Raw genomic sequence first — 25,967 nt, 5'->3', positions numbered from 1 at the left:
TTTGTCCCGTCGCATTCCGCCTGACAACTCCGACGATCTGTCGACTGGACGGCCTCGCTTTCCGGAAAACCCTGTCCTAGAAACGGTTCAGAATAGCCGTTCACGGGAGGAAAGCCGATGGATGCCGCCAACGAAGCGGGGCAGGCGAAAGCCGATTCGGCCAAAGGTTCGGCTCAGTTGGGTACGGGGGCCAGCAACGCTCCGGAGCACGCCCCCGCGCCGAACACACCACAATTCACGCGGGAAGAAGACCTCCACGCCTATCACGAAATGCTGCTGATCCGGCGCTTCGAGGAAAAGGCGGGCCAGCTCTACGGCATGGGCCTGATCGGTGGGTTCTGCCACCTGTATATCGGCCAGGAAGCCGTCGTGATCGGCATGCAGATGGCCTCGGTCGAAGGCGACCAGACCATCACCGGATACCGCGACCACGGCCACATGCTCGCCTGCGGCATGGACCCGAAGGGCGTGATGGCCGAGCTGACCGGCCGCCGCGGCGGGTATTCCCGCGGCAAGGGCGGCTCGATGCACATGTTCTCCAAGGAGAAGCAGTTCTTCGGTGGCCACGGCATCGTCGGCGCCCAGGTCTCCCTCGGAACCGGCCTCGGTTTCGCCGACGCATACAGGAAGAACGGCAAAGTCAGCCTGACCTATATGGGCGATGGCGCCGCCAACCAGGGCCAGGTCTACGAGAGCTTCAACATGGCCCAGCTCTGGAAGCTGCCCGTGGTCTACGTGATCGAGAACAACCGCTATGCCATGGGCACGTCGGTGGCACGCGCCTCGGCGCAGACCGATTTCTCCAGGCGCGGCATCTCCTTCGGCATCCCCGGCGAGCAGGTCGACGGCATGGACGTCCGCACCGTCCGTGAGGCGGCGAGCCGGGCGGTGGAGCATGCCCGCTCCGGCCAGGGACCCTACATCCTCGAGATGCAGACCTACCGCTATCGCGGCCACTCGATGTCCGATCCGGCCAAGTACCGGACCAAGGACGAAGTCTCCAAGATGCGCGACGAGCACGACCCGATCGAGATGGTGCGCAAGCGCCTGATCGAGATGCACGGGGTGCCGGAAGCGGACCTCAAGGCCACGGACGCCAAGGTCCGCGAGACCGTCAACGACGCGGCCGAGTTCGCCACGCACGATCCCGAGCCAGATCCGTCCGAGCTCTGGACCGACATCCTGCTGGAAGCCCGCGCCTAAGACAGGCCTCGCGACGCTCCCCGAGCCGGGGCATCCCCCTGCCATGACGGCACGGGGAGAGCCGCAGCGAGGGACCGAGAAGCCGCTGCTTCCTCTCCAGAAGGCCGCCCGCCAACCTACGGATAAAAAACCTCATGGCGACCGACATCCTGATGCCCGCGCTGTCTCCGACGATGGAGGAAGGCAAGCTCGCTAAGTGGCTGAAGAAGGAGGGCGACGCGGTCAAATCCGGCGATGTCCTCGCCGAGATCGAGACCGACAAGGCCACGATGGAAGTCGAGGCCATCGACGAAGGCGTCCTCGCCAAGATCCTCATCGAGGAAGGCACCGAGGGCGTGAAGGTGAACACGCCGATCGCCATCATCGCCGGTGAAGGCGAGGACGTGGCCGCGGCGGCGGCGGGCGGCGGTTCGAAGCCGGAGGCTTCGACCCCGGCACAATCGGCCCCGACGCCGACCATGCAGGCCGAAGGCCAGGCCTCTGCACCGGCCGCCACGGCGAAATCGGGCGACGACAAGCCGAACGCTCCCGCCGCCCCGGCCGTCATCACCAACAAGGCCCCCGCGCCGGTGATGGAGGAATTCCCGGCCGGCACCGAGATGGTCACCATGACCGTGCGCGAGTCGCTCCGCGACGCCATGGCCGAGGAGATGCGCCGCGAGGATTCGGTCTTCGTGATGGGTGAGGAAGTCGCCGAGTACCAGGGCGCCTACAAGGTGACCCAGGGCCTGCTGCAGGAATTCGGCGCCCGCCGGGTGGTCGATACGCCGATCACCGAGCACGGCTTCGCCGGCATCGCGGCCGGTGCCGCCTTCACCGGCCTGCGCCCCATCGTCGAGTTCATGACGTTCAACTTCGCCATGCAGGCGATCGACCACATCATCAACTCGGCGGCCAAGACCCTCTACATGTCCGGCGGCCAGCTCGGCTGTCCCATCGTGTTCCGTGGCCCCAACGGTGCCGCCGCCCGCGTCGGCGCCCAGCACAGCCACGATTACTCCGCCTGGTACTCCAACGTGCCCGGCCTCAAGGTGATCGCGCCCTATACGGCCTCCGACGCCAAGGGCCTGCTCAAGGCCGCGATCCGCGATCCGAACCCGGTGATCTTCCTCGAGAACGAAATCCTCTACGGCCAGAGCTTCCCGGTGCCGAAGCTCGACGATTTCGTGCTCCCCATCGGCAAGGCGCGTATCCATCGCACCGGCAAGGACGTGACCATCGTCTCCTTCTCCATCGGCATGACCTACGCGCTGAAGGCGGCGCAGGCTTTGGCCGAGGAGGGCATCGACGCGGAGGTCATCGACCTGCGCACGCTCCGCCCAATGGATACCGACACGATCGTGGAATCGGTGAAGAAGACCGGCCGCTGCGTCACGGTGGAGGAGGGCTTCCCGCAATCGGGCATCGGCGCCGAGATCATCGCCCGTCTCATGGCCGATGCCTTCGACTTCCTCGACGCCCCGGTCCTGCGGGTCACCGGCAAGGATGTCCCGATGCCCTACGCCGCCAACCTCGAGAAACTCGCCTTGCCCAACGTGGCCGAAGTGATCCAGGCGGTGAAGGCGGTCTGCTATCGGTGAGCCTACCGCGCCAACTTCCCTCCCCCTTGTGGGGAGGGATCGAGGGTGGGGGTGCTTCCGCCAGCCTCCGCACGTCGAGGGTCGCCCAACCACCCCCACCTCAAACTCCTCCCCACAAGGGGGAGGAGAGTAGAGCAGCACCATGACCGACAAGTTCCAGGAACTCTCCGCTCCCCCCGACGCCCTGAACAATGGTGGCATCGAGGTGGTGCGTGCCAGCGTGGTGGACGGCGCGGTGAGCGTGGCCCTGCGCCGCTCCTTCGACGATCCCTATACCTGGGGCCGTCTTCTCATCGACCTCGCGCGCCAGGCCGCCCGGGTCTACGCGCTTGAGACCGAGATGTCGGAGGAAGAGGCGTTCGAGCGCATCCGCGCCGGCCTCGATTCCGAGAGCTTCGACCCCGACCTGCCGCCCGGCGGCACACTCAACTGACCGCCCCGCCACGCCCATCCGCTGACGATCAGGATTCATAACGATGCCCATCAACGTCCTGATGCCCGCCCTGTCGCCGACGATGGAGAAGGGCAACCTCGCCAAGTGGCTCAAGAAGGAAGGCGACGCGGTCAAATCCGGCGACGTCCTCGCCGAGATCGAAACCGACAAGGCCACGATGGAAGTCGAGGCCATCGACGAGGGCATCCTCGCCAAGATCATCGTGGCCGAGGGCACCGCCGACGTGCCAGTGAACGATCTCATCGCCATCATCGCCTCCGAGGGCGAAGACCCGAAGACCGTCGGGGCCGCAGGCAACGGCGGCGCGGCGGCGGAGGCCCCCAAGGCCGATGCTCCCAAAGCAGACGCGTCGAAGAACGATACGCCCGCACTGAACACCACCCCCGGCGACGGCCATAAATCCTACGCGCGAGTCGACGCGGCGCCGGACGGAGCCAAGCCGGATGCCGCGCCCCAGGCCGGGCAGGGCGGCCGCATCGTCGCCTCTCCGCTTGCGCGCCGCATCGCCAAGCTCGAAGGCATCGAGCTGTCCGCCGTCTCGGGCTCCGGCCCGCATGGTCGCGTGATCGAGCGCGACGTCCGCGCTGCCATCGCCAGCGGCTCGGCCAAGGCCGGCGCACCGAAGGCAACCGCCCCCGCCGCTGCCCCTGCGGCCGCTCCGGCTCCCGCCGCGCCAGCGCCCGCACCAAAGGCCGCCGCACAGGGGCTGACCATCGATCAGGTGCGCGGCTTCTACCAGAAGGGCACGTTCGAGGAGGTTCCCCTCGACGGCATGCGGAAGACCATCGCCAAGCGCCTCACCGAGGCGATGCAGGTGGCCCCCCACTTCTACCTCACGGTGGATTGCGAGCTCGACGCGCTGATGGCCCTGCGCGAACAGCTCAACAAGAGCGCCGGCACCACCAAGGACGGCAAGCCCCTGTTCAAGCTCTCGGTGAACGACTTCGTCATCAAGGCGATGGGCTTGGCGCTGATGCGCGTGCCGGCCGCCAACGCGGTCTGGGCCGAGGACCGGATCCTACGCTTCAACAATGCCGAGGTAGGCGTCGCCGTCGCCATCGACGGCGGGTTGTTCACCCCGGTGATCCGCAAGGCCGACCAGAAGACGCTTTCCACCATCTCGAACGAGATGAAGGACTTTGCCGGCCGGGCGCGGGCCAAGAAGCTGAAGCCGGAAGAGTACCAGGGCGGCGTCACCTCGGTGTCGAACCTCGGCATGTTCGGCATCAAGCACTTCACGGCGGTGATCAACCCGCCGCAATCCTCGATCCTGGCGGTGGGTGCGGGCGAGAAGCGCGTCGTGGTGAAGGACGGCGCCCCGGCGGTGGTCCAGGTGATGACCGCCACGTTGTCCTGCGACCACCGTGTGCTCGACGGGGCTCTCGGCGCCGAGTTGATCTCGGCCTTCAAGAGCCTGATCGAGAACCCGATGGGGATGCTGGTCTAGTCTTTCGGACCAGACTGAACGAGCCCTCCTCCCCCTTGTGGGGAGGAGTTGGAGGTGGGGGTGACTGGGTGACCCACTGCGAAGTCCGGCGGAGCCACCCCCACCCTCGATCCCTCCCCACAAGGGGGAGGGAGGTGCGCGAGCTTGGTGGGGTTCACGGGAGGCGACAGCCGATGCCATGGAAGGAACCGCCTCGGCACTCTGTCTCTCCACGCGCCGCACTGAATGCGAAGACCCTGCGCCGAACATCGACAGAGGCGGAGAGGCGATTGTGGCGGCACCTGAGGCATTGCCTGCCGATCGAAGGCTCGCATTTCCGTCGTCAGGTTGCCCTCGGTCCTTACGTCGCTGATTTCTGTTGTCTGTCCGCGCGCATGATCGTCGAAGTCGAAGGCGGGCAGCATAGCCACGACCACATGGCCGCTTACGATGAAACCCGAACGCTCGCTCTCGAAGAGAGAGATTTCCGCGTTTTCAGATTCACCAATGCAGACGTCATGCTGCGGATCGACATCGTCCTCGAGACAATATTCGCCGCACTCTCCGACCCGTCGTTACATGTCCTGCCCGAGACAGGATTGGCAACGCCGAAGGGTCAATCGGCACCTTACACGTTTCATCCGGCACCACCCCCACCTCCTACCTCCTCCCCGCAAGGGGGAGGAGAGACCGCGGAGCCCTGAATGTCCAACACCTACGACATCCTCGTCATCGGCGCAGGCCCCGGGGGCTACGTCGCGGCCATCCGGGCGGCGCAACTCGGGTTCAAGACCGCGGTGGTGGACCGCGAGCATCTCGGCGGCATCTGCCTGAACTGGGGCTGCATCCCCACGAAGGCGCTGCTGCGCTCGGCCGAGATCTACCATTACATGCAGCACGCTTCCGATTACGGGTTGTCGGCGGAGAAAGTCGGGTTCGACACGGCCGCCATCGTCAAGCGCTCGCGCGGCGTCTCGACCCGGCTCAACGGCGGCGTCGGCATGCTGCTCAAGAAGAACAAGGTCGATGTGATCTGGGGCGAGGCCACCATCGAGGCCGCGGCCAAGGGCAACGAGCCCGGCAAGGTCACGGTGAAGGAAACGAGCCGCGCCCCCGCGCCGAAGGGTGCGCTCGCCGCCGGCTCCTATTCGGCCAAGCACATCATCGTCGCCACGGGTGCCCGCCCCCGCGCGATCCCGGGCATCGAGCCGGACAAGAAGCAAATCTGGACCTATTACGAGGCCATGGTGCCGGAGACGATGCCCAAGAGCCTGCTCGTCATGGGCTCGGGCGCCATCGGCATCGAGTTCGCCTCGTTCTACCGCACCATGGGCGCCGAGGTGACGGTGATCGAGCTGCTGCCGCAGATCCTGCCGGTGGAGGATGCCGAGATCGCCGGCCTCGCCCGCAAGCGCTTCGAGAAGCAGGGCATCAAGATCCTCACCGGCGCCAAGGTGACTAAGGTGGAGAAGGCGGCCGATTCCGTCACCGCCACCGTCGAGACGACGGACGGCAAGAGCCAGCAGCTGACGGCGGAGAAGCTGATCTCGGCGGTGGGCGTCGTCGGCAACATCGAGAATCTCGGTCTCGAGAAGCTTGGAATCGGCATCGAGCGCGGCATCGTCGTCACCGATGGGCTCGGCAACACCAATGTGCCGGGCATCTACGCCATCGGCGACGTCGCCGGACCGCCGATGCTCGCCCACAAGGCCGAGCACGAGGGCGTGCTCTGCGTGGAGACGATCAAGGGCCTGCACACCCACGCCATGGACAAAGCCAAGATCCCCGGCTGCACCTATTGCCAGCCGCAGATCGCCAGCGTCGGCCTCACCGAGGCCAAGGCGAAGGAGCTGGGATTCTCCGTGAAGGTCGGCCGCTTCCCCTTCGCCGGCAACGGCAAGGCCATCGCGCTCGGCGAGCCGGACGGGCTGGTGAAGACGGTGTTCGACGCCAAGACCGGCCAGTTGCTCGGCGCCCACATGGTGGGAGCGGAAGTTACCGAACTGATCCAGGGCTACGTCGTCGCCATGAACCTGGAGACGACGGAGGAAGACCTGATGCACACGGTCTTCCCGCACCCGACCCTAAGCGAAATGATGCACGAGAGCGTGCTCGATGCCTACGGCAAGGTGATCCACAGCTGAGCCCGGCACATCATCGTGCCGATGTCCACAGGCTTATAACCACCCGGGTAAGGATCCGTTAACCGTCACGGCGTGTTCTGTCTTCGTTCTCAATGCGAGTCGGAGACGGGCCATGCCGAAGACGCTGACCAGGATCAGGAACGAGGGTGAGGCGGAGCCGGGCCTGCACTGTCCGGTGGAGGATATCGCCCAGGCTTATCTCACCAGCACGGCGGGGGATGCGGAGATCGCGCTCCGCTGCGCCATCACCGACGCGCTGTCCGACCTGATGCAGGCCGAGCGTCGGGCACGCGAGACCAGCCGGTTGATTTCGCGGGGTTATGTCCGCTCCGCCCTCAGGGGCTGAAGCACGCGTTAAGCAGAACGCATCGCTTGAAGCGCGCGCCCGCTGGCGCATGTACCCTCGCATCACACCGAGGACGATCATGCGCCGCCGTCTCGCCACCCTCCTGTCCGCCTTCGCCCTCGCGGCGCTGACGCATCCCGCCTCGGCCGAGTTGCGCGTGACCATCGACAAGGAGGCGCAGCGCATGAGTGTCGCGGTGGACGGCGAGACCAGGCATGTCTGGCCGGTCTCCACGGGGCTCGCCCGCTACGACACGCCGAACGGCGCATATCGGCCGTTCCGGATGGAGAAGACGCACTTTTCCCGCGAATGGGACAACGCGCCGATGCCGCACGCGATCTTCTTCACGCCCGCCGGCCACGCCATCCACGCCACCCATCAGACCCGTCATCTCGGCCGCCCGGCCTCGCATGGCTGTGTCCGGCTCTCGCCGCGCAACGCCGCGACTTTGTTCGCGCTGGTGAGGCAGCAGGGGATGGGTGGGACGCGTGTCACCGTCGAGGGCAGCATTCATGCGCCCGTCGCCAACCTCCGTCGGTCCGAAGCGCAGCGTGTGGCTCGCTCCTCGGAGCGCGCACGTCGCGTCGTGTCTCAAAGCGCGCGAGACCGGGCGTGGGAGCAGGAAAACTACTACGACGCACCGGTCGCACGTGTGTCTCGCAATCCGCTTGACGAACGTAGTGGGTACGGAACGGTCGTTGTCTACGATGACGGATACTAGGGAGGGAGACCCCCTCCCTCCCGGTCGTCAGAGACCCGGTTCGGTTTCACTGCGTCTGAGTCCCCCCACTCACCCGCCAGATCACCTTCCCCACATCGTCCGACACGAGCAACGCCCCGGTCTTGTCGAGGATCACGCCAACGGGCCGCCCCTGCGCCTTCTCGTCGGCATCGAGGAAGCCTGTGAGCGCCTCGACGGGTTGGCCGGTGGGCTTACCGTCCTTGAAGGGCACATAGATCACCTTGTAGCCGCTCTTCGGGCGGCGGTTCCATGAGCCGTGCTGGGCCACGAAGAGGCCGCTCTTCCACGCCTCCGGCAGGGCCGAGCCGTTGGAGAAGGCGATGCCCAGAGACGCGGTGTGGGTGCCGACCGCATAGTCCGGCGCGATGGCCTTGGCGACGAGGTCGGGCTTCTGCGGCGAGACCCGCTCGTCCACATGCTTGCCCCAGTAGCTGTAGGGCCAGCCATAGAAGCCGCCCTCCTTCACCGAGGTGACGTAGTCGGGCACGAGGTCGCTGCCGATCTCGTCACGCTCGTTCACCGCCGTCCAGAGGGCGCCGGTGGTGGGCTCGAAGGCGAGGCCGTTGGGGTTGCGCAGGCCGGTGGCGAACTCGCGCATCTGCTTCGTGCCGATCGTGTATTCCCAGATCGCGGCGCGGCCCACCTCCTTGTCGAGACCGTTCTCGCCGACATTGCTGTTCGAGCCCACGGTGACGAAGAGCTTGTTACCATCCGGGCTCGCGATGACGTTCTTCGTCCAATGGTGGTTGATGCCGGACGGTAGCTCGACCACCCTCTCGGGCTTCGCGGTGATCTCGGTCTGGCCCTGTGCGTAGGGCACCTTCACCAGGGCATCGGCATTGGCGACATAGAGATCGCTGCCCACCAACGCCATGCCGAAGGGCGAGTGCAAGCCGGTGAGGAACATGTGGCGCTCCTCGGCGACCCCGTCGCCATCCTTGTCGCGCAGGAGCACGATCCGGTCCGGGCTCGGCACGCCGGCGCCGGCCATGCTCTTCACCTTGTCGGCGACCCAGTCGGCGATGCCGGTGGAGGGGTCGTCGGTCTTGGGCTTGTTCGCCTCCGCCACCAGCACGTCGCCATTGGGCAGGAGATACATCCAGCGTGGATGGTCGAACCCGGCCGCATAGGCCGCGACCTGAAGCCCAGTGGCCGGCTTCGGCTTGGCGCCGTTCTCCCAGCGGGCGACGCGGGCGATGTTCACGGTCGGCATCAAGGTCGGGTTGGGAGCGGGGAGGGTGGGGTTGGCCCCTTCCCCGGCCGAGGCTTCGAGACTGGCCTTCTCGGGGTAGACGACGAAGCGGAGGAATGCCGCTCCGCCAAGAAGCACTACGCCCAAGGCCGCAAGGCCGAGCTTCGATCGATTCCGCATGGTGGTGACCCTGTATCCGCGTATCCGCGCCCGAGCCGGACGCCCTTCGCTCAGATTACATGGGCGAGGTGAGATTTGGCTACGGCAAGGGAGGGATCAGCCTGGGGCGGATCCCCGTCGCGCCACGGTCCGGTTCGTGACGCCATCGGGCTGGGACGGCCTCGGACGAGCGGTCTGCTCGCCCCGCACGGGCGCCCCGGCAAATCCGCCGAAATCCTCGCGGAACTGATCGATGATCTCGCCGGAGGTCTCGATGCAGCGGCCGATGTATTCCGAGAGCGCGGGGGGAGGGGCGAAGCCCTCCGCCAGGAGGCGGGTATTGTCGAAGGTCACGTCGAGTTCGCAGAACCGGTAATAGGCCTGCAGCGCCCGGAACATCGCCACCTTGATCGCCTCGTCCATGCCGAAGACCTCGGTGAAGCGCTTGTGAAGGGTCGCCCGGTCGCGGGCGGAGAACTCCTCGTAGTGGCGCGGACCCTCGGCCGGGTCGACGCGATCGAGGGTGCGGCCGAGCTCGCTCCAGCGGGTGCGGCTCAGCTTGCCGGCGGAGAGGTGGTAGGTGCCGTGGGCGAGGGCGGGCCTCGCGAGCATCTCCACCAGGGTGTCGGCCACCCAGTCGGTGGGGACGATGTCGACGGTCCCGTCACGGGAACCGGCGACGAGCCGCAGCCGGTCGCAGGCGCGGATCACCCAAAGGATGCTCGAACCCGGCCGGGCACCCAGCGTCGAGTGGCCGAGCACGATGGAGGGGCGCGCCACCACGAGGGGCAGGTCCGCGAAACCGGCCGCGAGCGACGTCTCGGCGGCGGCTTTCGACGCGCTGTAATGCACGAGATGCGCGGCGTCGGGGTCGGGGTAGCGGGTCTCGTCCACCATGGTGGGCGGCTTGCCGCCGCAGATCATCGCCGTGCTCACATGCAGGAAACGGTCGAGCCGCGGCATCCGCGCCGCGCGCCGGGCCAGGGCCAGGGTACCGTCATGGTTGGTCCGGTGCACCTTCTCCTGCGCCCACCACGAGGTGTCGGCGGCCAGATGCAGAACCTGCGTCACGGAATCCAGACGCGGATCGGCGATCTGGTCGGCCTTGGTGAAATCGCCCGCCACGATCTCCACGCGCTGTGCCATCCGCTGGGCGTTCAGGGCACTCGTGAAGCGGCCGAGACGCGCCGCGATGCGCTGACGCCCGGCCTCCTCGTCGGAGGCGCGCACCAGGCAGACCCATTCGGCATCGGTTTTCGCCACCAGGGCGCGGTGCAGGACAGCACCGCCGATGAGCCCTGTCGCACCTGTCAGAAGAATTCGACTCACAGCACTCGCTCCAAGGACTGCACATCCGGGCGGACGTTTCGGCAGCCCAAAGATAGTTAAGGGATCGTTAACAAGATGCTGACAAGTGTGTGGAAATTAATACGTAAAATTTTCCCTAACTATGCCGGGTTCAGTCGAATCATGGTTAAGAAATATCGTTAATTTTGTATTATATCTTGCACCGTGAGGCTGACTACGCTCCGGACCGAGGTGCATCCACCCGATTGACCGAGCCTAAACCTGTCATTGCATGACCTGCGTCCATCCACGCGAAGATCGCAGCGCGGGAAAACTCGATATCAGGTCCGCCAGGGCAACTTGCGCCACGCAGCGGGGCATCACAGGTAGGATGCGACGCGGGGCGTCCCCCCGTTCATCGCGAGGAGCAACGACTATGGATGGCGAAGTCTACGGTGCGCTGGGGCAGCCCGGCATGGGATTGTTCATGGCCATCCTCATCGGCGCCCTGGCGGGCTGGCTCGCGGAACAGTTCACCGCCGCGAATATGGGCCTGTTCGCCAACATCGCGATGGGCATCCTCGGCGGCCTGCTGGGGAACTACCTCGCCGCCAAGCTCCACATCCCGATCTACGGCTTCTGGCGCAACCTCATCTCGGCGACCGTGGGCGCGGTCATCATCATCACCATCTACCGGGCGATCCGCGGGCGCGGCATGAGCTACTGACAGGTTAGGCGGATCGTTTCCCGATCGTTTGCGATGCGGTGGCCGAGCCATTACGTTCCGGCCTGAGCACCGGCACGTTGCCGGCGCAGCTTGCCCGGTATGCCATGGCCGTCGTCCTCGACCTCCTGCGAAACGACCAGCGCCCCCGGCACCCGGAAAAGGCGCATCGCCCCGACAACCCGATCCAGCGCAAGCCCGACTGGATCCGGGTGAAGGCACCCGGATCGCCCGGCTGGAACGCCACCCGCGCCATCGTGAAGGAGCACGGCCTCGTCACGGTCTGCGAGGAGGCGGGCTGCCCAAATATCGGCGAGTGCTGGGAGAAGAAGCACGCCACCTTCATGATCATGGGCGACACCTGCACGCGGGCCTGCGCCTTCTGCAACGTGCGCACCGGCCTGCCGAACGCCCTCGACGACGACGAGCCCGCCAAGATCGCCGATTCGGTGGCCAAGCTGGGCCTGCATCACGTAGTCATCACGTCGGTGGACCGCGACGACCTCGCCGATGGAGGGGCGATGCATTTCTTCCGCACCATCCGGGCCATTCGCGAGCGCAGCCCCGCCACCACGATCGAGGTGCTCACCCCCGATTTCCTGCGCAAGGACGGGGCGCTGGAGCTCGTCGTGGAGGCGCGACCGGACGTGTTCAACCACAACATGGAGACGGTGCCGGGCAATTACCTCACCGTCCGCCCCGGCGCGCGCTATTTCCATTCGGTCCGCCTGCTGCAGCGGGTGAAGGAGCTCGACCCCACCATCTTCACCAAGTCCGGCATCATGGTCGGCCTCGGCGAGGAGCGGAACGAGATCGTCCAACTCATGGACGACCTGCGTTCGGCGGATGTGGACTTCCTCACCATCGGCCAGTACCTGCAGCCGACGAAGAAGCACCACGAGGTGAGGCGCTTCGTCCCGCCGGAAGAATTCAAGACCCTTGAAACCACGGCCTATTCCAAGGGTTTCCTCCTCGTCTCGGCGACGCCCCTGACCCGCTCCTCGCACCATGCGGGCGAGGATTTTTCTCGATTGAAGGCCGCCCGGCTCGCTCGGCTCGCGCCTGCCAACGCCTGAGGGCCGATGCCTTCCTTCCGGATCAACCGCGCGGTGCGCCACTCGCCGCAGCAGATGTACGACCTCGTGGCCGACGTGGAACGCTATCCGGAATTCCTGCCGCTCTGTGAGTCCCTGCGCGTCTTGCGCCGCCAACCCGGCGCGGACGGGACCGAGATTCTCGTTGCCGAGATGGGGGTTGGCTACAAGGCGATCCGCGAGCGCTTCACCACCCGCGTCACCCTCGATCCGCAGAACCTGAAGATCGTCGCCGAATATATCGATGGGCCGTTCCGGCACCTCGAGAACCGCTGGGGTTTCAAGGAGAAATCTCCCGCCGGCTGCGATGTCGACTTCTTCATCAACTACGAGTTCAAGAGCCGCACCCTCGGCCTGCTCATGGGAACGATGTTCGACCGCGCCTTCCGCAAGTTCACCGATGCGTTCGAGGGCAGGGCGGACCGGGTGTACGGCGTCGCCTGACGCGCCGGTGCCCGTTCTCTGACGGGCTACTGGATCCACACATCTGCTCGACGGCCGCTTCTCTACCCATGAGGGGTCGACATGAGGCGCGACCGTCTCCCTCTTCTGGAAGGAGAGGGCTGGGGTGAGGTGTGGTCCATCTCCGGATAGGTTATACACCTCACCCTGTCCCTCTCCTTCCGGGCAGGGCGATCGCATATGCCGATTTGCTCGTCGAAAATCGAATCGCAGCACCCCGTCATCCCGGGGCCGCGCAGCGGAGCCCGGGATCCAGAAACACAGGCGGTGCAGGACTTTGCACCGTCGGCGGCTCTGGGTTCCGGGCTCGCCTCTGGCGACCCGGAATGACGGCGTGGTGCCATATGCAATCGCCCTGCCTTCCAGGAGAGCGGACCCGATCAACCCGCGAGATGTGTGGCACCGTAGATAAGACGGGCGGACGGATGCCGCGCGGGGCCCTAGATACCGGGGTGCAGCGCCACCGGAGAACACCCCGTGAGACCGATCCCGCTTCTCGCCCTCGCCCTCGCCTTGAATGCCGGCCTCTCCGGTTTCGCCGTGGCGGACCAGCCCGGTGCCGACTGGCTGCCGATCGATCAGGTCAAGAAGGCGCTGATGGCCGAGGGCTACACCGAGATCACGAAGCTCGAGGCCGATGACGGCCATTGGGACGGCGAGGGCATCAAGAACGGCCAAAAGATGAAGTTCGATGCCGATCCGAAGACGGGCGCGATCCTCGGCGAAGTCGCCGATTGAAAGCCAGTCTGATCGGATTGCTCAGCGGATGGCGAGACCGAAGTCGATCATCCTATCAGACCACCTCATCCTGAGGTGACGCCGCACAGCGGCGGCCTCGAAGGAGCCCTCCAGATCGCTCGATGCTGGCTGGAAGCCTCCTTCGAGGCCGCTACGCGTCACCTCAGGATGAGGTAGAGCCTTGGAAAAGCAACTGAAATAGGCCTCAATCCGTCCCGACGGGCTCCACGGCCCTGCCGAACAGCTCCAGCGCCTCCGCCACGGCCGCGCGGCGGATTTCGCCCCGGCCGAGATCGCCGAAACGGCGCTCGATATGTCGGGTCGCAGCGCCCCGGCGGGCGAGGCCGAAATGCACGAGGCCCACGGGCTTGGCCTCGCTGCCGCCGCCCGGGCCGGCGATGCCGGTGATCGAGACCGCCACATCCGCGCGCGAATGGGCGAGCGCCCCCTCCGCCATGGCGCGGGCGACGGATTTGCTCACCGCCCCATGGGTCGCGATGAGGTCGGCGGGCACGCCGAGCATCTCTGTCTTGGCCTCGTTGGAATAGGTGACGAAACCGCGCTCGACCACCGCCGAGGAGCCGGGGACGGCGGTGAGCAGCCCGGCGACGAGGCCACCGGTGCAGGATTCGGCGCAGGCCGCACGGAGGCCGGCGGCAGCATAGGCCGCCACCAGCGCCTCGGCGCGGGCGAGGAGCGCCGGGTCGTCGATCACGCCGCGTCTTCTTCCGGCAGGCGGATCGTCGCCGCCGCCTGGGCCGCGAGCCCCTCGGCGCGACCGACGAAGCCGAGCTTCTCGGTCGTCGTCGCCTTGATGGAAACCGAACTCAGCTTCACGCCGCAGATCTCGGCGATGCGGGCGCGGATCGCCTCGCGATGGGCGCCGATGCGCGGCGCTTCCGCCAGCACGGTGATGTCGAGATGGTCGATCCGGCCGCCCCGGTCGCGGACGAGCTTCACCGCATGGGCCAGGAACCGGTCGGACGAGGCGCCGCGCCATTGCTCGTCGCTCGGCGGGAAATGCGTGCCGATATCGCCATCCGCGATCGCCCCGAGGAGGGCGTCGGTGAGAGCGTGCAACGCCACGTCCCCGTCGGAATGGGCCAGCACGCCGCGATCGGCGGGGATCTTCACGCCGCCGAGCCAGACATGGTCGCCCTCGGTGAAGGCGTGGACGTCGAAGCCGGTCCCGAGGCGGGTCACATAGGTCGTCATGGAATCGGTCTCTGGTTCGGAGGGCAGCACATCGCTGCCGGAAAAGCCGCGGTCGGCCTCGATCAGGTCGGAGGGTTGGGTGATCTTGCGATTGCGCGGGTCGCCCTCGAACACCACCACGTCGAGCCCGGCCCATTCGGCCAAAGCCCCGTCATCGGTGAAGCCGTGGAGGTCCGCCTCCGCCGCCTGGCGATGGGCGGCGAGGAGGGGCGCGAAGGCGAAGGCCTGAGGGGTCTGGACGGCGCGCAGGGATTCGCGGGCAGGGGTCTCGCGCACCCGGCCGATACCCGGGCCGACATCCTCGACGATCTTGATCGTATCGGTGACGGCGATGCCGGGCACCGCCGCGCCATGGTCACGACCGGCCACGAGGGCACGGTCGATCAGCGCCTCGTCCACATGCGGGCGGGCCGCGTCGTGAACCAGGACGAGGCCCGGCGCGCCCGTTTCCACCGACTTTGCGGCCAGGGCTTCGAGACCGGCCCGGACGGATTGCTGGCGCGTGGCGCCGCCTTCGACGGGCGCCGCGAGCTTGGCGCGCAGAACGGGGTCGAGTTCCGCGACGCAGGCGTGGTAGAACGAGGCCGCGTCCGCGGCGATCACGGGCTGGATCACCGCGAGGTCGGGATGGGCCGCCAGTGCGGCGAGGGTCCGGGTGAGGACCGCGCGTCCGCCGACGCTGCGATATTGCTTGGGAACGTCACCGCCGATGCGGATCCCGCGGCCGGCTGCGACGACCACCGCGGCGTTCCAGGCGGTGCCGGACATGGAAAAATGCTCCCGCATCAGTTCGAGGTAGCGTGAATGGCTGGGGTGGTCTGTCGTTTAAGCGGGGCATAGCCTGAAATCAAATCGCGCAAGGCGCTTGCGTCGCCCCGGCGATTGTCTATTTGTTGGGCACAATGAAAGCTGATGATTATTTGAGCGTTCTGCGCTCGGGCGATGGCCAGGGGCAGGCCGGCGAGGGGGCAGGCGCCGCGGCTTCGGTGCCGGTCCTGCTCGCCCCCCTGTCGGGCGTCACCGACCTGCACATGCGTCGCATCGCGCGGCGTCTGGGTGCAAGCGCCGTCGTCTCGGAAATGGTCGCCGCCGCCGAATTCGCCCGTGGGGCGGAGGAGGCGCGCCTGCGGGCCGAGGGGAGCGGTGTCGATCCCCATGTGGTCCAGCTCGCCGGTTGCCGTCCCGATTCGATGGCGGAGGCCGCCCGGTTGGCCGAGGCGAACGGCGCCGACGTCATCGACATCAATATGGGCTGCCCGGCCAAGACCGTCACCGGCGGCGAGGCGGGCTCCGCCCTGATGCGCGACATCGAGGGGGCCACGCGCATCCTCGCCGCCGTCCGCGAGGCGGTGGCGATCCCGGTCACCGTGAAGATGCGCCTCGGCTGGGACCATGCGAGCCTCAACGCCCCCGATCTCGCCCGGCGCGCCCAGGGCCTCGGCCTTGCGGCGGTGACCGTGCACGGGCGCACCCGCCAGCAATTCTACAAGGGCCAGGCCGATTGGGCCGCCATCCGCGCCGTGGTGGACGCGGTCTCGATTCCTGTCATCGCCAATGGCGACGTGGTGGATCTCGCCGGCGCGCGGGCCTGCCTCGCCGCATCGGGCGCTGCCGGGTTGATGATCGGGCGTGCGGCCGTGGGTCGTCCCTGGCTCGTGGGCGAGATCGCCGCCGGTCTCGCCGGCCGGGCACCGCGTTCCCTCGACGCCGAAGAGAAGGCCGCCCTCGCCCTGGAGCATTACCAGGGGCTCCTCGCGCTCTACGGCCCCGCCATGGGCGTGCGCCACGCGCGCAAGCATCTGGCGGCCTATGTGGACGATGTCGGCGCCCTCGGCTCGGATGACCGGACACGGCTTCTCACCACGACCGACCCGACAATCGCGGCCGACCTTCTCCTGAGGGCGATGCGGCCCCTGCGCGAACCGTCCATCACCGAGGAGGCAGCGTGAGCGCGGACAAGGAACATGGCGGAAGGACCCGCCCATTGCCTTCGAGTGAGGCGGTGATCAACGCGCTGCCGCTGCCGGTTCTGACCATCGGCGCGGATGACCGCATCCTTCACGTGAACCACGCGGGGGAGACGTTCTTCGACCATTCCGCCCGGTTGATGCAGCGCCGGCACTTGCGCGACATCATCCCGTTCTCGTCCCCGATCAGCGCTCTCGTGGCCGAAGTGCGCCGCCGCAAGGCGAGCGTCAGCGAATACGGCGTCGAACTGGTTCAGCCGCGCTCCGGCCTGGAGCGCAATGTCGACGTTTTCGCGACCCCCCTCGGCGACGAGGAGGACGCGGTGGTGATGATGCTGCAGGAGCGCACCATCGCCGACAAGATGAACCGCCAGCTCACCCATCGCGGCGCCGCGCGCTCGATGATCGCGCTGGGCGCCATGCTGGCGCATGAAATCAAGAACCCGCTCGCGGGCATCCGCGGGGCGGCCCAGCTCCTCGAACAATCGGGCACCGAAGACGACCGCCTGCTCACCCGGCTGATATGCGACGAATCCGACCGGATCGTCCGCATCGTCGAGCGGATGGAGCTGTTCGGCGACGAGCGCCCGGTCGAACGAGGCCCCGTCAACGTGCACGGCGTGCTCGATCAGGTGAAGCGCTCGGCCCAGTCGGGCTTTGCCCGGCATATCCGCTTCGTCGAGACCTACGACCCGTCGCTGCCGCCGGTCCTCGGCAATCGCGATCAGTTGATCCAGGTCATCCTCAACCTCGTGAAGAACGCCGCCGAGGCCATCGGCGCCGATGCGGTGGACGGCGAGATCACACTCTCCACCGCCTTCCGTACGGGGCTGAAGATGCAGGTTCCGGGCTCGCGCGAGCGGGTCAGCCTGCCCATCGAAGTCGCGGTGCGGGATAACGGGCCGGGGGTCTCGGCCGAGCTTTTGCCTGACCTGTTCGACCCGTTCGTGACCACCAAAGCCCAGGGGTCCGGCCTCGGACTTGCATTGGCTGCCAAGATCATCGGCGATCACGGTGGCATCGTCGAATGCGATCCGGTGCCGCGCCGCACCACTTTCCGTCTCCTCCTTCCCATGTCGAGCGCCCGAGACGGGCGCGAATCGGTCGTGGAGCAATAGAGTCGCGTCATGCCCAACGGCCACATCATCGTCGCGGACGACGACGCTGCGATCCGCACCGTCCTCAACCAGGCCCTGTCACGGGCGGGCTACGAAGTCCGCTCGACAGGCAATTGCGCCACGCTCTGGCGCTGGGTCGCGCAAGGGGAGGGCGATCTCGTCATCACCGACGTGATGATGCCGGATGAGAACGTGTTCGACCTGCTGCCGCGCATCAAGCGCGTCCGGCCGGAACTGCCGATCATCGTCATGAGCGCGCAGAACACGTTCATGACCGCGATCCGCGCCTCCGAGCGCGGGGCCTACGAATACCTGCCCAAGCCCTTCGACCTGAAGGAGCTCATCGCCATCGTCGGCCGGGCGCTCTCGCGACCGCGCGGCACGCCCGCCCCCGGCGCCGATCCGGGCAACGAGGACATCCCGCTGGTCGGCCGCTCGCCGGCCATGCAGGAGATCTACCGGGCGCTCGCCCGCCTGATGCCCACCGACCTCACGGTGATGATCACCGGCGAGTCGGGCACCGGCAAGGAGCTGGTGGCCCGCGCGCTGCACGATTATGGCCGTCGCCGCTCCGGGCCGTTCGTGCCGGTGAACATGGCGGCGATCCCGCGCGACCTCATCGAATCCGAACTCTTCGGCCATGAGAAGGGCGCCTTCACCGGCGCGCTCTCACGCTCGGCCGGGCGGTTCGAGCAGGCCGAGGGCGGCACGCTCTTCCTCGACGAGATCGGCGACATGCCGATGGAGGCCCAGACCCGCCTCCTGCGCGTGCTGCAACAAGGCGAGTACACGACGGTCGGCGGCCGGGTCCCGATCAAGACCAATGTCCGCATCATCGCGGCCACCAACAAGGACCTGCGCGTCTCGATCCAGCAGGGCATCTTCCGCGAGGACCTGTTCTTCCGCCTGAACGTCGTGCCGCTGCGCCTGCCCGCGCTGCGCGAGCGCTCGGAGGACGTGCCCGATCTGATCCGTCACTTCTTCATCCTGGTGGAGAAGGAGGGTCTCAGCCGCAAGCAGCTCGACGGCGAGGCGATGGAGCGCCTGAAGCGCTATCGCTGGCCCGGCAACGTGCGCGAGCTCGAGAACCTCGTCCGCCGCCTCGCGGCCCTCTACCCGCAGGAGACGATCACCGGCCCGGTGATCGAGGCCGAGCTCGATACGCTGCCGCTGGCGCAGCCACAGGCCAACGGGTCCGGTGCGCGCAAGGCCGGCGCGGCGGACAACGAGACGCTGTCGGCGGCGGTGGAGCGCCATCTCGCCGAGTATTTCAGCGGTTATCGCGACACGCTGCCCCCGCCCGGCCTCTACCACCGAATCTTACGCGAGATCGAAGGCCCGCTCATCGGCGCGGCGCTCGCCGCCACGCGCGGCAACCAGATCCGCGCGGCGGAACTGCTCGGCGTCAACCGCAACACCCTGCGCAAGAAGGTGCGGGACCTCGACCTTCAGGTCTTCCGCAACGCACGGTGAGCCCGAACGACACGTCCGGCGAACCAAAGAACCTGTTCCATTTCAGCGAGGACCCGGCGATCCGGGTCTTCACGCCGCGCCCCGTCCGCGTCGGCGTGGATCGCGGACAGGCGGGAGCCTGGCTGAACGGCCCGCTGGTCTGGGCGATCGATGCGGCCCACAGCCTGCTCTACCTGTTCCCGCGCGACTGCCCGCGCATCGTGATCTGGCCGACCGAACGGACCTCGTCGGAGGATCGGCGTGTATGGTTCGGCGACGTCACCGGCCGCGCCGTCGCCTATGTGGAGGAGGCCTGGGCGGAGAGGATCGCGACCGCCGCGATCCAACGCTACCGGATGCCGGCCGAGACCTTCGAGCCCACCGGCGAGCCCGGCACCTGGGTCTCGCGAAGCCCGGTCGTCCCTGTTGGCCACGACACGATCCGGGACCTCCCCGCCGCGATGAAGGCGCAGGGCGTCGAACTCCGCACCCTCCCGCGCCTAACGCCCCTGGCGCCGATCTGGCGCTCCACCCTGCACGCCAGCGGCATCCGCTTGAGGAACGCGCAGGACTGGGTCACGCCGGAGGGCGGACCGCCGAGGCCGATCGCACTTCCTCTTGCGCGGTGAGGAAATGCTCGGGTTGACCGGAACGGCTGGTCAAACAACAACTTCTGGCCCCACAAGAATGGCGCGTGGCAATATTTGCGATGAATTGCTGGGCAAACCCAAAAGCCTAGATTGCCCTTCTCGACTCATAATTAGCAAAAACCTGAAACAATACCTGTCATGACGCGTTGTCAAAAACTTTTCACAATCAATTTGATATCTATTCGGTTCGTCGATTGATTTTATAGATATCTCTATAGACACATACGAAGAAATGTCACTTAATTAACGCGGAACGGCAAATCACAACAAACACTTCCTAAGTGTGATGTTGGCGCCACTCGATAAAGTTCAAAAAACCATTATTCGATCGCCTGACGCGTTTGTCCGAGGAGAGAACGTTTGGCCGAGGATCATGGTCGCTCTCCTTTCCGGACATGGCTTTCGATCTCGGTGCTCGGCATCGCCGCGTTCACGATGGTCTCGACTGAATTCGCCCCTATCGGGCTGATGTCGCAGATGGCTGGCGATCTCGGCGAATCCCAGGCCACGATCGGCTTCACGGTCACCCTCTACGCCTGGTTCGGAGCCCTCAGCGGTCTTCTCGCGCCGACACTTGTCGGACGCCTCCCGCGCAAAGCTCTCCTGATCGGATTGATGCTCGTCATCGCCGCGTCGAACGCGATCGCGCTTATGTCGCCGTCCCTGGAGTCGCTGTTCCTCGCCCGCTTCGTGGGCTCAGTGGCACACGGCATCTTCTGGGCGACGGTCGCCGCCTTTGCCATGAACATCGCCCCGCCTCACCGAACGGGGCTGGCAACCTCCATCGTCTTCGGCGGCATTTCCGTCGCCGCGGTCATGGGTGTTCCGGCGGTGAATATGGCGGGGCAGGTGATGGGGTGGCGCGGAGCCTTCGGCGCGCTTGGGCTGCTCGGTCTGCTCACGGCCGTTTCGATGATGGTGACGCTTCCCAACCTGACGACATCGGCGCGCGGCCGGGAGGCGACACTCGCCGATGCCATCGGTCAGCGGACGCTCCGACCGATCTACGCCATCACCGCGCTGATCGGGGCGGTTCATTTCTCGGCCTACACCTTTGCCGAGCCGTATATCGCCGCGCTTCCGGGCATCCTGCCGACGACGGTCCCGATTTTCCTCTTCGCCTTCGGTGCGGCAGGCCTTCTCGGCAGCGTTCTCGGCGCATTGTTGATCGATCGTTTCCTGCGCGAGGTCATCCTGTGTGCGCTCACGGCGATGGGAATGGCCCTGATCCTCATGGGAACGTCGAGTACGGTCCTCGGTCTTCTCGGCGTCGGAGCATGCCTCGTGGTCTGGGGCGCGGCGATCTCGATGCTTTTCGCGACGTTGCAGACCTGGATTTTGAAGGCAGCCGGCCCGCTGGCAACGCCGGCGGCAGCCGTTCACACGGCCGTCCTGAACGCGGCGATCGGCATCGGCGCCATGGCGGGATCCGCCCTGCTCGATCGATGGGGTCCCTTCACCGTCATGCTCGGTGCCGGGATCGGCGCGATCCTGACACTGGGCTTCACCCTCATCCCGCAGGGACGGAGGAGACAGACTAGTTGAAGAATTCCCTGCCCGACGGAGCGCCCGTCATTCGCATCGCGGCAGCGTTGATCTTCGATTCGCATGGCCGAACGCTCCTCGTTCGAAAGCGAGGGTCCTCGTTCTTCATGCAGGCGGGAGGAAAGATCGAGCCGGGAGAAACCCCGCTCGCGGCTTTGGGGCGCGAGCTGAAGGAAGAGCTGGGCGTGGAGCTTCCGTCCGAAGCATCCTATCTTGGCCGCTTCGTCGCGGAAGCCGCGAACGAAGACGGACACTGGGTGGACGCCGAACTTTACGGCTTCGACATCGGCCAACCCGTCTCTCCCGCAGCCGAAATCGAAGAGGTGGTCTGGGTTTCCATGACGATGCCGCCAACGATCGAGCTTGCGCCCCTGACAGCCAACCAAGTCATTCCGCTGGCCCGGCGAATGCACCTGTCAAAGTTGTAAATCTCACTTCATCGAACAGACAAAGATCGATGGGCGCCATACGGCAAAGCGCGGGCGGGTTTCCCCGTCCGCGCTTCGAAAGATCAACCCAGCCGCGAGGGTCAGGAGGTGGGTGTCAGGAGGTGGGTGTCAGGCCATGGCGGGCTTGGCCGTCATGGCCCGCGTCTCGCCGAGACCGAGCCAGTTCCGGCGCATGGGCTTGAGGACGAAATAGGCGAGGATCGCGGTCAGCACGTCGAGGGTGATGATGATCGCGAAGACCGGGAGCCAGGAGCCCTGGACCAGGTAGATCCAGGCGGCGATCGGTCCGCCGAAGAGCGAGCCGATGCCCTGCGCCATGTAGAGGAAGCCGTAATTGGTGGTGGCGTGCTTGGTGCCGAACGTGTCGGTGAGGATCGAGGGGAACAGCGAGAAGATCTCGCCCCAGGCGAAGAAGACGACGCCCGAAAGCAGGGCGAAGGCGTAAGCGTTCTCGCGGAAGACGAGGAGCAGCGCGATGGCCACCGCTTCGGCGGCGAACGCGATGCCCATCGTGTTCTCGCGGCCGATCTTGTCCGAGACCCAGCCGAAGAAGGGCCGGGTGAGGCCGTTGGTGATGCGGTCGAAGGTGAGGGCGAAGGGCAGGGCCACGAAGCCGAAGATGATCGCGTCGGCCACGCCGAAGTCGCGGGCGAAAGAGGCGAAGTTCGCCACCACCATCAGGCCGCCGGTGGACATCATCGTCATCATCGCGAACATCAGCCAGAACAGAGGCGTCTTCAGCATCTCCTTCGGGGCGGTGTCATGGACGCAGGTCGAGAGGTTGCGGGCCGGGGCCGGCAGGACCTCGTCGGCGCGGGGAGCCCTCAGGCCGAGGGCGGCCAGTGCGCCGATGACGCCGAGGATGATGCCGAACACCGTCAGCGTGTGGCGGTAGCCCGAGGCGGTGAGCATGTCGCTGATGGGGAAGGTGCTCAGCATCGCGCCCATGCCGTAGCCGGCGGCGACTACGCCCACGGCGAAGCCGCGGCGATCGGGAAACCATTTCACCATAAGGCCGACGATGCCGACATAGACGATGCCGGTGCCCAGACCGCAGAACAGGCCGTAGGTGGCGTAGACGCCCCAGAGCGTGTCGACGCGGGCGGCCAGTACCCAGCCCAGGCCCGAGAGGATGGCGCCCAGCGCGATCATCAGCTTGGGGCTGAACCGGTCGATCAGGTAGCCCTGGACCGGCGAGAAGAAGGTCTGAAGCACGATCAGGATCGTGAAGGTCCATTGCAGCTGCGGCAGGCTCGCGCCCGTCGTCGCGATCAGCGGCTTGGTGAACAGGGTCCAAACGTATTGCGGGCTGGAGATCGCCATCATGGCCACGAGGCCGAGGCCGAGTTGGATCCAGCGCTGCCGGGAAAGATTCGTATCCATTATGCACTCCATGCTGCGGGCACGGAGACGCAAAGTGTATACCAATTGAACCGAAGGGGTCGTCAGCGTGTGGCGGAGACCAGCCAGCAACCCGCATTCAGGGCGACGCCCCCCGAGACGGTGCGCGTCGCGAAGTCGTCGCTCACCCTGCGCAGGGCCTCCTCGCGAATCGATGCCGGCTGATCGCGCAGGAGTCGGGAGACGGGGCCGAGTTCGGTGGCGAAATCCGCGGCGGCCTCTGCCGCGGTGGGGCCCACGCCGTCACCGGACCGGGCGAGGGTGAGCGGGCGGTCGACAGCCTCGACGGTGATGTCACGGAAGCCGGCCTCCGTCAGCACGGCACGAATGGTCTCCGCTTCGGCGAAGCGGAACGGACCGGGCGCATCCGGCGAGCCCGGCTCGGGTTCCGGCACGAGGGGTAGGACGAGCTCCCTCGGCACGGTGATCCAGGGATTGTCCTCGATCCGCCGCCAGCACAGAAAGGTCAGGCGTCCGCCGGGAACCAGGGCCTTGCGGATGTTGGCGAAGGCGGCGGCGGAATCGTCGAAGAACATGATTCCGAAGCGCGAGATCGCGTGTTCGAAAACCGACGCGCCGAAATCGTGGCTCTGCGCGTCCGCCTCGATGAACGCGATCGGCGCGTTGGCGGAAGCGTCGAGTCCGGCCCGCGCGCGCGCGACGGCGAGCAGGGGCGCGGAGAGATCGGCCGCCACCACATGTCCCCCGGCACCGAGATGCCGCGCGGCGGCGATGGCGCAATCACCGGCGCCGCAGCCGATATCCAGCACCGAGCCGTCCACCCGAAGCCGCGCAGCATCGAGCAACGCGGTGGTGAGAGGGGCGAAGACAGCGTCGATCCGGCGCTGGTTGCGGGCCCAGCGCGCGCCGACCTCGCCGTTCCAGTATTCGCGCTGGGTGATCGCGCCATCCGCCATCATGAACCGTCCGGTCTTTGGGTCTCGATCGTCCGATCCCCGGCGGGGACCCGTCTCACAGGCCGGCCGAACCGCCATCCGAGCGCGGATCGTGGACCGCCTCGATCCGCCCGTTGCCGGGATGGCGGACCAGCATGCCGGCATGGCCCAGGGAATCGATGTAGGAACCACCGAGTTCCTCGATCTCGTGGCCCATCGAGCGCAGCTCGGCGATGCAGGCCGGATCGAACCGGTCCTCCACCTTCACGCTCAACGATTCGGCACCCCATGTGCGCCCGTAGAGCAGGCGCGGCGCGTCGACCGCCTCGGCCGGGCTCATGCCATAATCGGCATACCGCGAAAAAATCTGGGCCTGGAATTGCGGTTGCCCGTCGCCGCCCATGCTGCCGTAGGACATCACGCGGCCGTCGTCGAAGGCGGCTAGTCCGGGGATCAGGGTGTGGAACGGCCGGCGCCCCGGCTCCAGAGGGTTCACCGCGCCCTTGTCCAGAGAGAACGAGGTGCCGCGGTTCTGCCAATGGATGCCGGTCTTCGGCAGGACGATCCCCGAACCGTATTCCCAGTAGATCGACTGGATGTAGGAGACGGCCAGACCGTCCTTGTCGATGGCGCCCATCCACACGGTGTCACCGTCGCCCGGTCCCCGGAGGGGCACGGAGGCGGCGCGACGCATGTCGATCTGGGCCGCCTCGCGGTCGAGGCGCTCCGGGGTGAGGAAGCTCGCCGGATCGACGCTCAGCCGGTCGTAATCGGTGACCGTGCGGTCGCGGATGGCGAAGGCGCGCTTCGTCGCCTCGATCAGCCCGTGATACTGCGCCGTGCTCTCGGGCCGCGAAATCTTCAGCCGGTCGAAGATGCCGAGGATGATGAGCGCGGCGAGGCCCTGGGTGGGCGGCGGGAAGTTGTAAAGCGTCGCGTCGCGACGGCGCAGCGACAGGGCCGCCCGCTCTCGCGGCGCATAGGCTTCGAGATCGGCCCGCGTCACCGGCGAACCGAGGCGGTCGAGATCGGCGGCGATCTCGCGGCCGAGGTCGCCCCGGTAGAAATCGTCGAGCCCGGCATGAGCCAGCTGTTCGAGCGTATCGGCGAGGGCCGGCAGGCGGCGCGTGGCGCCGGCGGCGAAGGGCTTGCCCCGGTCGAGGAAGGTCTGCGCGAAACCCGGCTGGTCGTGCAGCGTGTCGAGCTCCTTCGGCACGTAGCGCGCCTCGGAGGGCGACACCGCGCAGCCCTGGCGCGCGTGTCGGATCGCATCGGCCAGCAAGGTCTCGAGGGGGAGCCGGCCGCCCAGCGCCTTGGCGAGGTCGAGAGCCAGACGCCAGCCGCCGATGGCGCCGGCCACGGTCAGGGCCGCATCCGGCCCGCGCGAGGGGATCGTCTCATGGCCCTGGCTGCGATAGCGAGCGACCGTGGCGAGAGACCCGGCCGGACCGCAGGCCTCGATGCCACGCACCTGGCCGCCCGGTTCGCGAACCAGCCAGAACCCGTCGCCTCCGATGCCGTTCATATGCGGATAGACCACGGCGATGGTCGCCGCCATCGCCGCCATCGCCTCGATGGCGTTGCCGCCTTGCGCCAGAACGGTCTGTCCGGCGGTAGCGGCCAGGTGGTGAGGCGCGGCGACGGCGGCGGAGGAATAGACGGGCGTCTCGGGCATCGCGAACTCGGTGTGAGGAAAGGCGTCAGGATAATGTATTTTTACGCT

Annotated in this window: 25 protein-coding genes; 18 read left to right on the top strand and 7 right to left on the bottom strand. The window is 66.8% G+C overall.

Features of this window, described 5'->3' with window-relative positions:
- Positions 1 to 117 precede the first annotated feature (117 nt).
- From pdhA to ACYQR9_RS19760, 8 genes are all read left to right on the top strand, one after another.
- On the top strand, positions 118 to 1,203 hold the full coding sequence (pdhA, locus tag ACYQR9_RS19795) for a pyruvate dehydrogenase (acetyl-transferring) E1 component subunit alpha (RefSeq protein WP_056433397.1): 1,086 nt from the start codon (positions 118 to 120) through the stop codon (positions 1,201 to 1,203).
- Positions 1,204 to 1,337: 134 nt separating this feature from the next.
- Entirely contained in the window at positions 1,338 to 2,783 is a 1,446-nt protein-coding gene (locus tag ACYQR9_RS19790; protein ID WP_207411432.1) for a pyruvate dehydrogenase complex E1 component subunit beta, read from the top strand.
- Between the two features lie 142 nt (positions 2,784 to 2,925).
- A complete protein-coding gene (locus ACYQR9_RS19785) occupies positions 2,926 to 3,216 on the top strand; it encodes a DUF5076 domain-containing protein (protein WP_018043098.1) in 291 nt (96 codons plus the stop codon).
- A gap of 43 nt (positions 3,217 to 3,259) precedes the next feature.
- Positions 3,260 to 4,684 carry a pyruvate dehydrogenase complex dihydrolipoamide acetyltransferase gene (locus ACYQR9_RS19780; RefSeq protein WP_461227786.1) on the top strand — a complete coding sequence of 475 codons (1,425 nt, stop codon included), beginning with the start codon at positions 3,260 to 3,262 and terminating at the stop codon, positions 4,682 to 4,684.
- Positions 4,685 to 4,857: 173 nt separating this feature from the next.
- The gene (locus ACYQR9_RS19775; RefSeq protein WP_461227785.1) at positions 4,858 to 5,367 is read left to right on the top strand and encodes an endonuclease domain-containing protein; all 510 of its coding nucleotides are present in this window, start codon (positions 4,858 to 4,860) and stop codon (positions 5,365 to 5,367) included.
- Complete coding sequence (gene lpdA / locus ACYQR9_RS19770; RefSeq protein ID WP_056433388.1) at positions 5,368 to 6,807, top strand: dihydrolipoyl dehydrogenase; 1,440 nt, start codon at positions 5,368 to 5,370, stop codon at positions 6,805 to 6,807. It abuts the gene before it with no gap.
- Between the two features lie 112 nt (positions 6,808 to 6,919).
- Complete coding sequence (locus ACYQR9_RS19765; protein ID WP_424753635.1) at positions 6,920 to 7,153, top strand: hypothetical protein; 234 nt, start codon at positions 6,920 to 6,922, stop codon at positions 7,151 to 7,153.
- 79 nt (positions 7,154 to 7,232) lie between these two features.
- Positions 7,233 to 7,874: a L,D-transpeptidase gene (locus ACYQR9_RS19760; protein WP_461227784.1), complete on the top strand. Its 642-nt coding sequence runs from the start codon at positions 7,233 to 7,235 to the stop codon at positions 7,872 to 7,874.
- A gap of 46 nt (positions 7,875 to 7,920) precedes the next feature.
- Here ACYQR9_RS19760 and ACYQR9_RS19755 read toward each other — a convergent pair whose 3' ends face one another.
- Together ACYQR9_RS19755 and ACYQR9_RS19750 are read right to left on the bottom strand one after the other, a co-directional pair.
- On the bottom strand, positions 7,921 to 9,267 hold the full coding sequence (locus tag ACYQR9_RS19755; RefSeq protein WP_461227783.1) for a PQQ-dependent sugar dehydrogenase: 1,347 nt from the start codon (positions 9,265 to 9,267) through the stop codon (positions 7,921 to 7,923).
- 96 nt (positions 9,268 to 9,363) lie between these two features.
- The gene (locus ACYQR9_RS19750) at positions 9,364 to 10,575 is read right to left on the bottom strand and encodes an SDR family oxidoreductase (protein ID WP_461227782.1); all 1,212 of its coding nucleotides are present in this window, start codon (positions 10,573 to 10,575) and stop codon (positions 9,364 to 9,366) included.
- Between the two features lie 394 nt (positions 10,576 to 10,969).
- On the opposite strand from ACYQR9_RS19750, the gene ACYQR9_RS19745 reads away from it, so the two are divergent.
- The 4 genes from ACYQR9_RS19745 to ACYQR9_RS19730 all read left to right on the top strand — a co-directional run bounded on the left by ACYQR9_RS19745 (position 10,970) and on the right by ACYQR9_RS19730 (position 13,551).
- Positions 10,970 to 11,260, top strand: coding sequence for a GlsB/YeaQ/YmgE family stress response membrane protein (locus ACYQR9_RS19745; RefSeq protein WP_056433378.1), 291 nt, complete (start codon positions 10,970 to 10,972; stop codon positions 11,258 to 11,260).
- A gap of 104 nt (positions 11,261 to 11,364) precedes the next feature.
- The gene (gene lipA / locus ACYQR9_RS19740; protein ID WP_461229849.1) at positions 11,365 to 12,333 is read left to right on the top strand and encodes a lipoyl synthase; all 969 of its coding nucleotides are present in this window, start codon (positions 11,365 to 11,367) and stop codon (positions 12,331 to 12,333) included.
- 6 nt (positions 12,334 to 12,339) lie between these two features.
- Positions 12,340 to 12,795: a type II toxin-antitoxin system RatA family toxin gene (locus ACYQR9_RS19735; protein WP_056433376.1), complete on the top strand. Its 456-nt coding sequence runs from the start codon at positions 12,340 to 12,342 to the stop codon at positions 12,793 to 12,795.
- A 495-nt stretch (positions 12,796 to 13,290) separates the two neighbouring features.
- On the top strand, positions 13,291 to 13,551 hold the full coding sequence (locus tag ACYQR9_RS19730) for a PepSY domain-containing protein (protein ID WP_461227781.1): 261 nt from the start codon (positions 13,291 to 13,293) through the stop codon (positions 13,549 to 13,551).
- 205 nt (positions 13,552 to 13,756) lie between these two features.
- Here ACYQR9_RS19730 and ACYQR9_RS19725 read toward each other — a convergent pair whose 3' ends face one another.
- On the bottom strand, positions 13,757 to 14,266 hold the full coding sequence (locus ACYQR9_RS19725; RefSeq protein WP_461227780.1) for a CinA family protein: 510 nt from the start codon (positions 14,264 to 14,266) through the stop codon (positions 13,757 to 13,759).
- Positions 14,263 to 15,534 carry a bifunctional 2-C-methyl-D-erythritol 4-phosphate cytidylyltransferase/2-C-methyl-D-erythritol 2,4-cyclodiphosphate synthase gene (locus ACYQR9_RS19720; RefSeq protein WP_461227779.1) on the bottom strand — a complete coding sequence of 424 codons (1,272 nt, stop codon included), beginning with the start codon at positions 15,532 to 15,534 and terminating at the stop codon, positions 14,263 to 14,265. Before ACYQR9_RS19720 ends, ACYQR9_RS19725 begins: the two co-directional genes overlap by 4 nt.
- A 134-nt stretch (positions 15,535 to 15,668) precedes the next feature.
- Here ACYQR9_RS19720 and dusB point away from each other — a divergent pair, with 134 nt between their 5' ends.
- The 6 genes from dusB (at position 15,669) to ACYQR9_RS19690 (ending at position 21,926) form a co-directional block, all read left to right on the top strand.
- Positions 15,669 to 16,715, top strand: coding sequence for a tRNA dihydrouridine synthase DusB (gene dusB, locus ACYQR9_RS19715; RefSeq protein WP_461227778.1), 1,047 nt, complete (start codon positions 15,669 to 15,671; stop codon positions 16,713 to 16,715).
- Entirely contained in the window at positions 16,712 to 17,851 is a 1,140-nt protein-coding gene (locus ACYQR9_RS19710) for an ATP-binding protein (protein WP_207411444.1), read from the top strand. Before dusB ends, ACYQR9_RS19710 begins: the two co-directional genes overlap by 4 nt.
- A gap of 9 nt (positions 17,852 to 17,860) precedes the next feature.
- Positions 17,861 to 19,324: a nitrogen regulation protein NR(I) gene (gene ntrC, locus ACYQR9_RS19705; protein ID WP_056157473.1), complete on the top strand. Its 1,464-nt coding sequence runs from the start codon at positions 17,861 to 17,863 to the stop codon at positions 19,322 to 19,324.
- Positions 19,321 to 19,932, top strand: coding sequence for a DUF6886 family protein (locus ACYQR9_RS19700; RefSeq protein WP_461227777.1), 612 nt, complete (start codon positions 19,321 to 19,323; stop codon positions 19,930 to 19,932). The genes ntrC and ACYQR9_RS19700 overlap by 4 nt, the downstream gene beginning before the upstream one ends.
- Positions 19,933 to 20,313: 381 nt before the next feature.
- Entirely contained in the window at positions 20,314 to 21,498 is a 1,185-nt protein-coding gene (locus ACYQR9_RS19695; RefSeq protein WP_461227776.1) for an MFS transporter, read from the top strand.
- Entirely contained in the window at positions 21,495 to 21,926 is a 432-nt protein-coding gene (locus ACYQR9_RS19690; RefSeq protein WP_461227775.1) for an NUDIX hydrolase, read from the top strand. Before ACYQR9_RS19695 ends, ACYQR9_RS19690 begins: the two co-directional genes overlap by 4 nt.
- A 129-nt stretch (positions 21,927 to 22,055) precedes the next feature.
- Here ACYQR9_RS19690 and oxlT read toward each other — a convergent pair whose 3' ends face one another.
- From oxlT to ACYQR9_RS19675, 3 genes are all read right to left on the bottom strand, one after another.
- The gene (gene oxlT / locus ACYQR9_RS19685; RefSeq protein ID WP_056452811.1) at positions 22,056 to 23,330 is read right to left on the bottom strand and encodes an oxalate/formate MFS antiporter; all 1,275 of its coding nucleotides are present in this window, start codon (positions 23,328 to 23,330) and stop codon (positions 22,056 to 22,058) included.
- Between the two features lie 62 nt (positions 23,331 to 23,392).
- The gene (locus ACYQR9_RS19680) at positions 23,393 to 24,268 is read right to left on the bottom strand and encodes a class I SAM-dependent methyltransferase (RefSeq protein ID WP_461227774.1); all 876 of its coding nucleotides are present in this window, start codon (positions 24,266 to 24,268) and stop codon (positions 23,393 to 23,395) included.
- A gap of 52 nt (positions 24,269 to 24,320) precedes the next feature.
- The gene (locus tag ACYQR9_RS19675) at positions 24,321 to 25,919 is read right to left on the bottom strand and encodes a gamma-glutamyltransferase family protein (protein WP_461227773.1); all 1,599 of its coding nucleotides are present in this window, start codon (positions 25,917 to 25,919) and stop codon (positions 24,321 to 24,323) included.
- Positions 25,920 to 25,967: the final 48 nt, after the last annotated feature.

This window comes from Methylobacterium sp. CM6241 (assembly GCF_054817845.1).
This window is presented reverse-complemented; position numbering and strand designations above follow the sequence as displayed.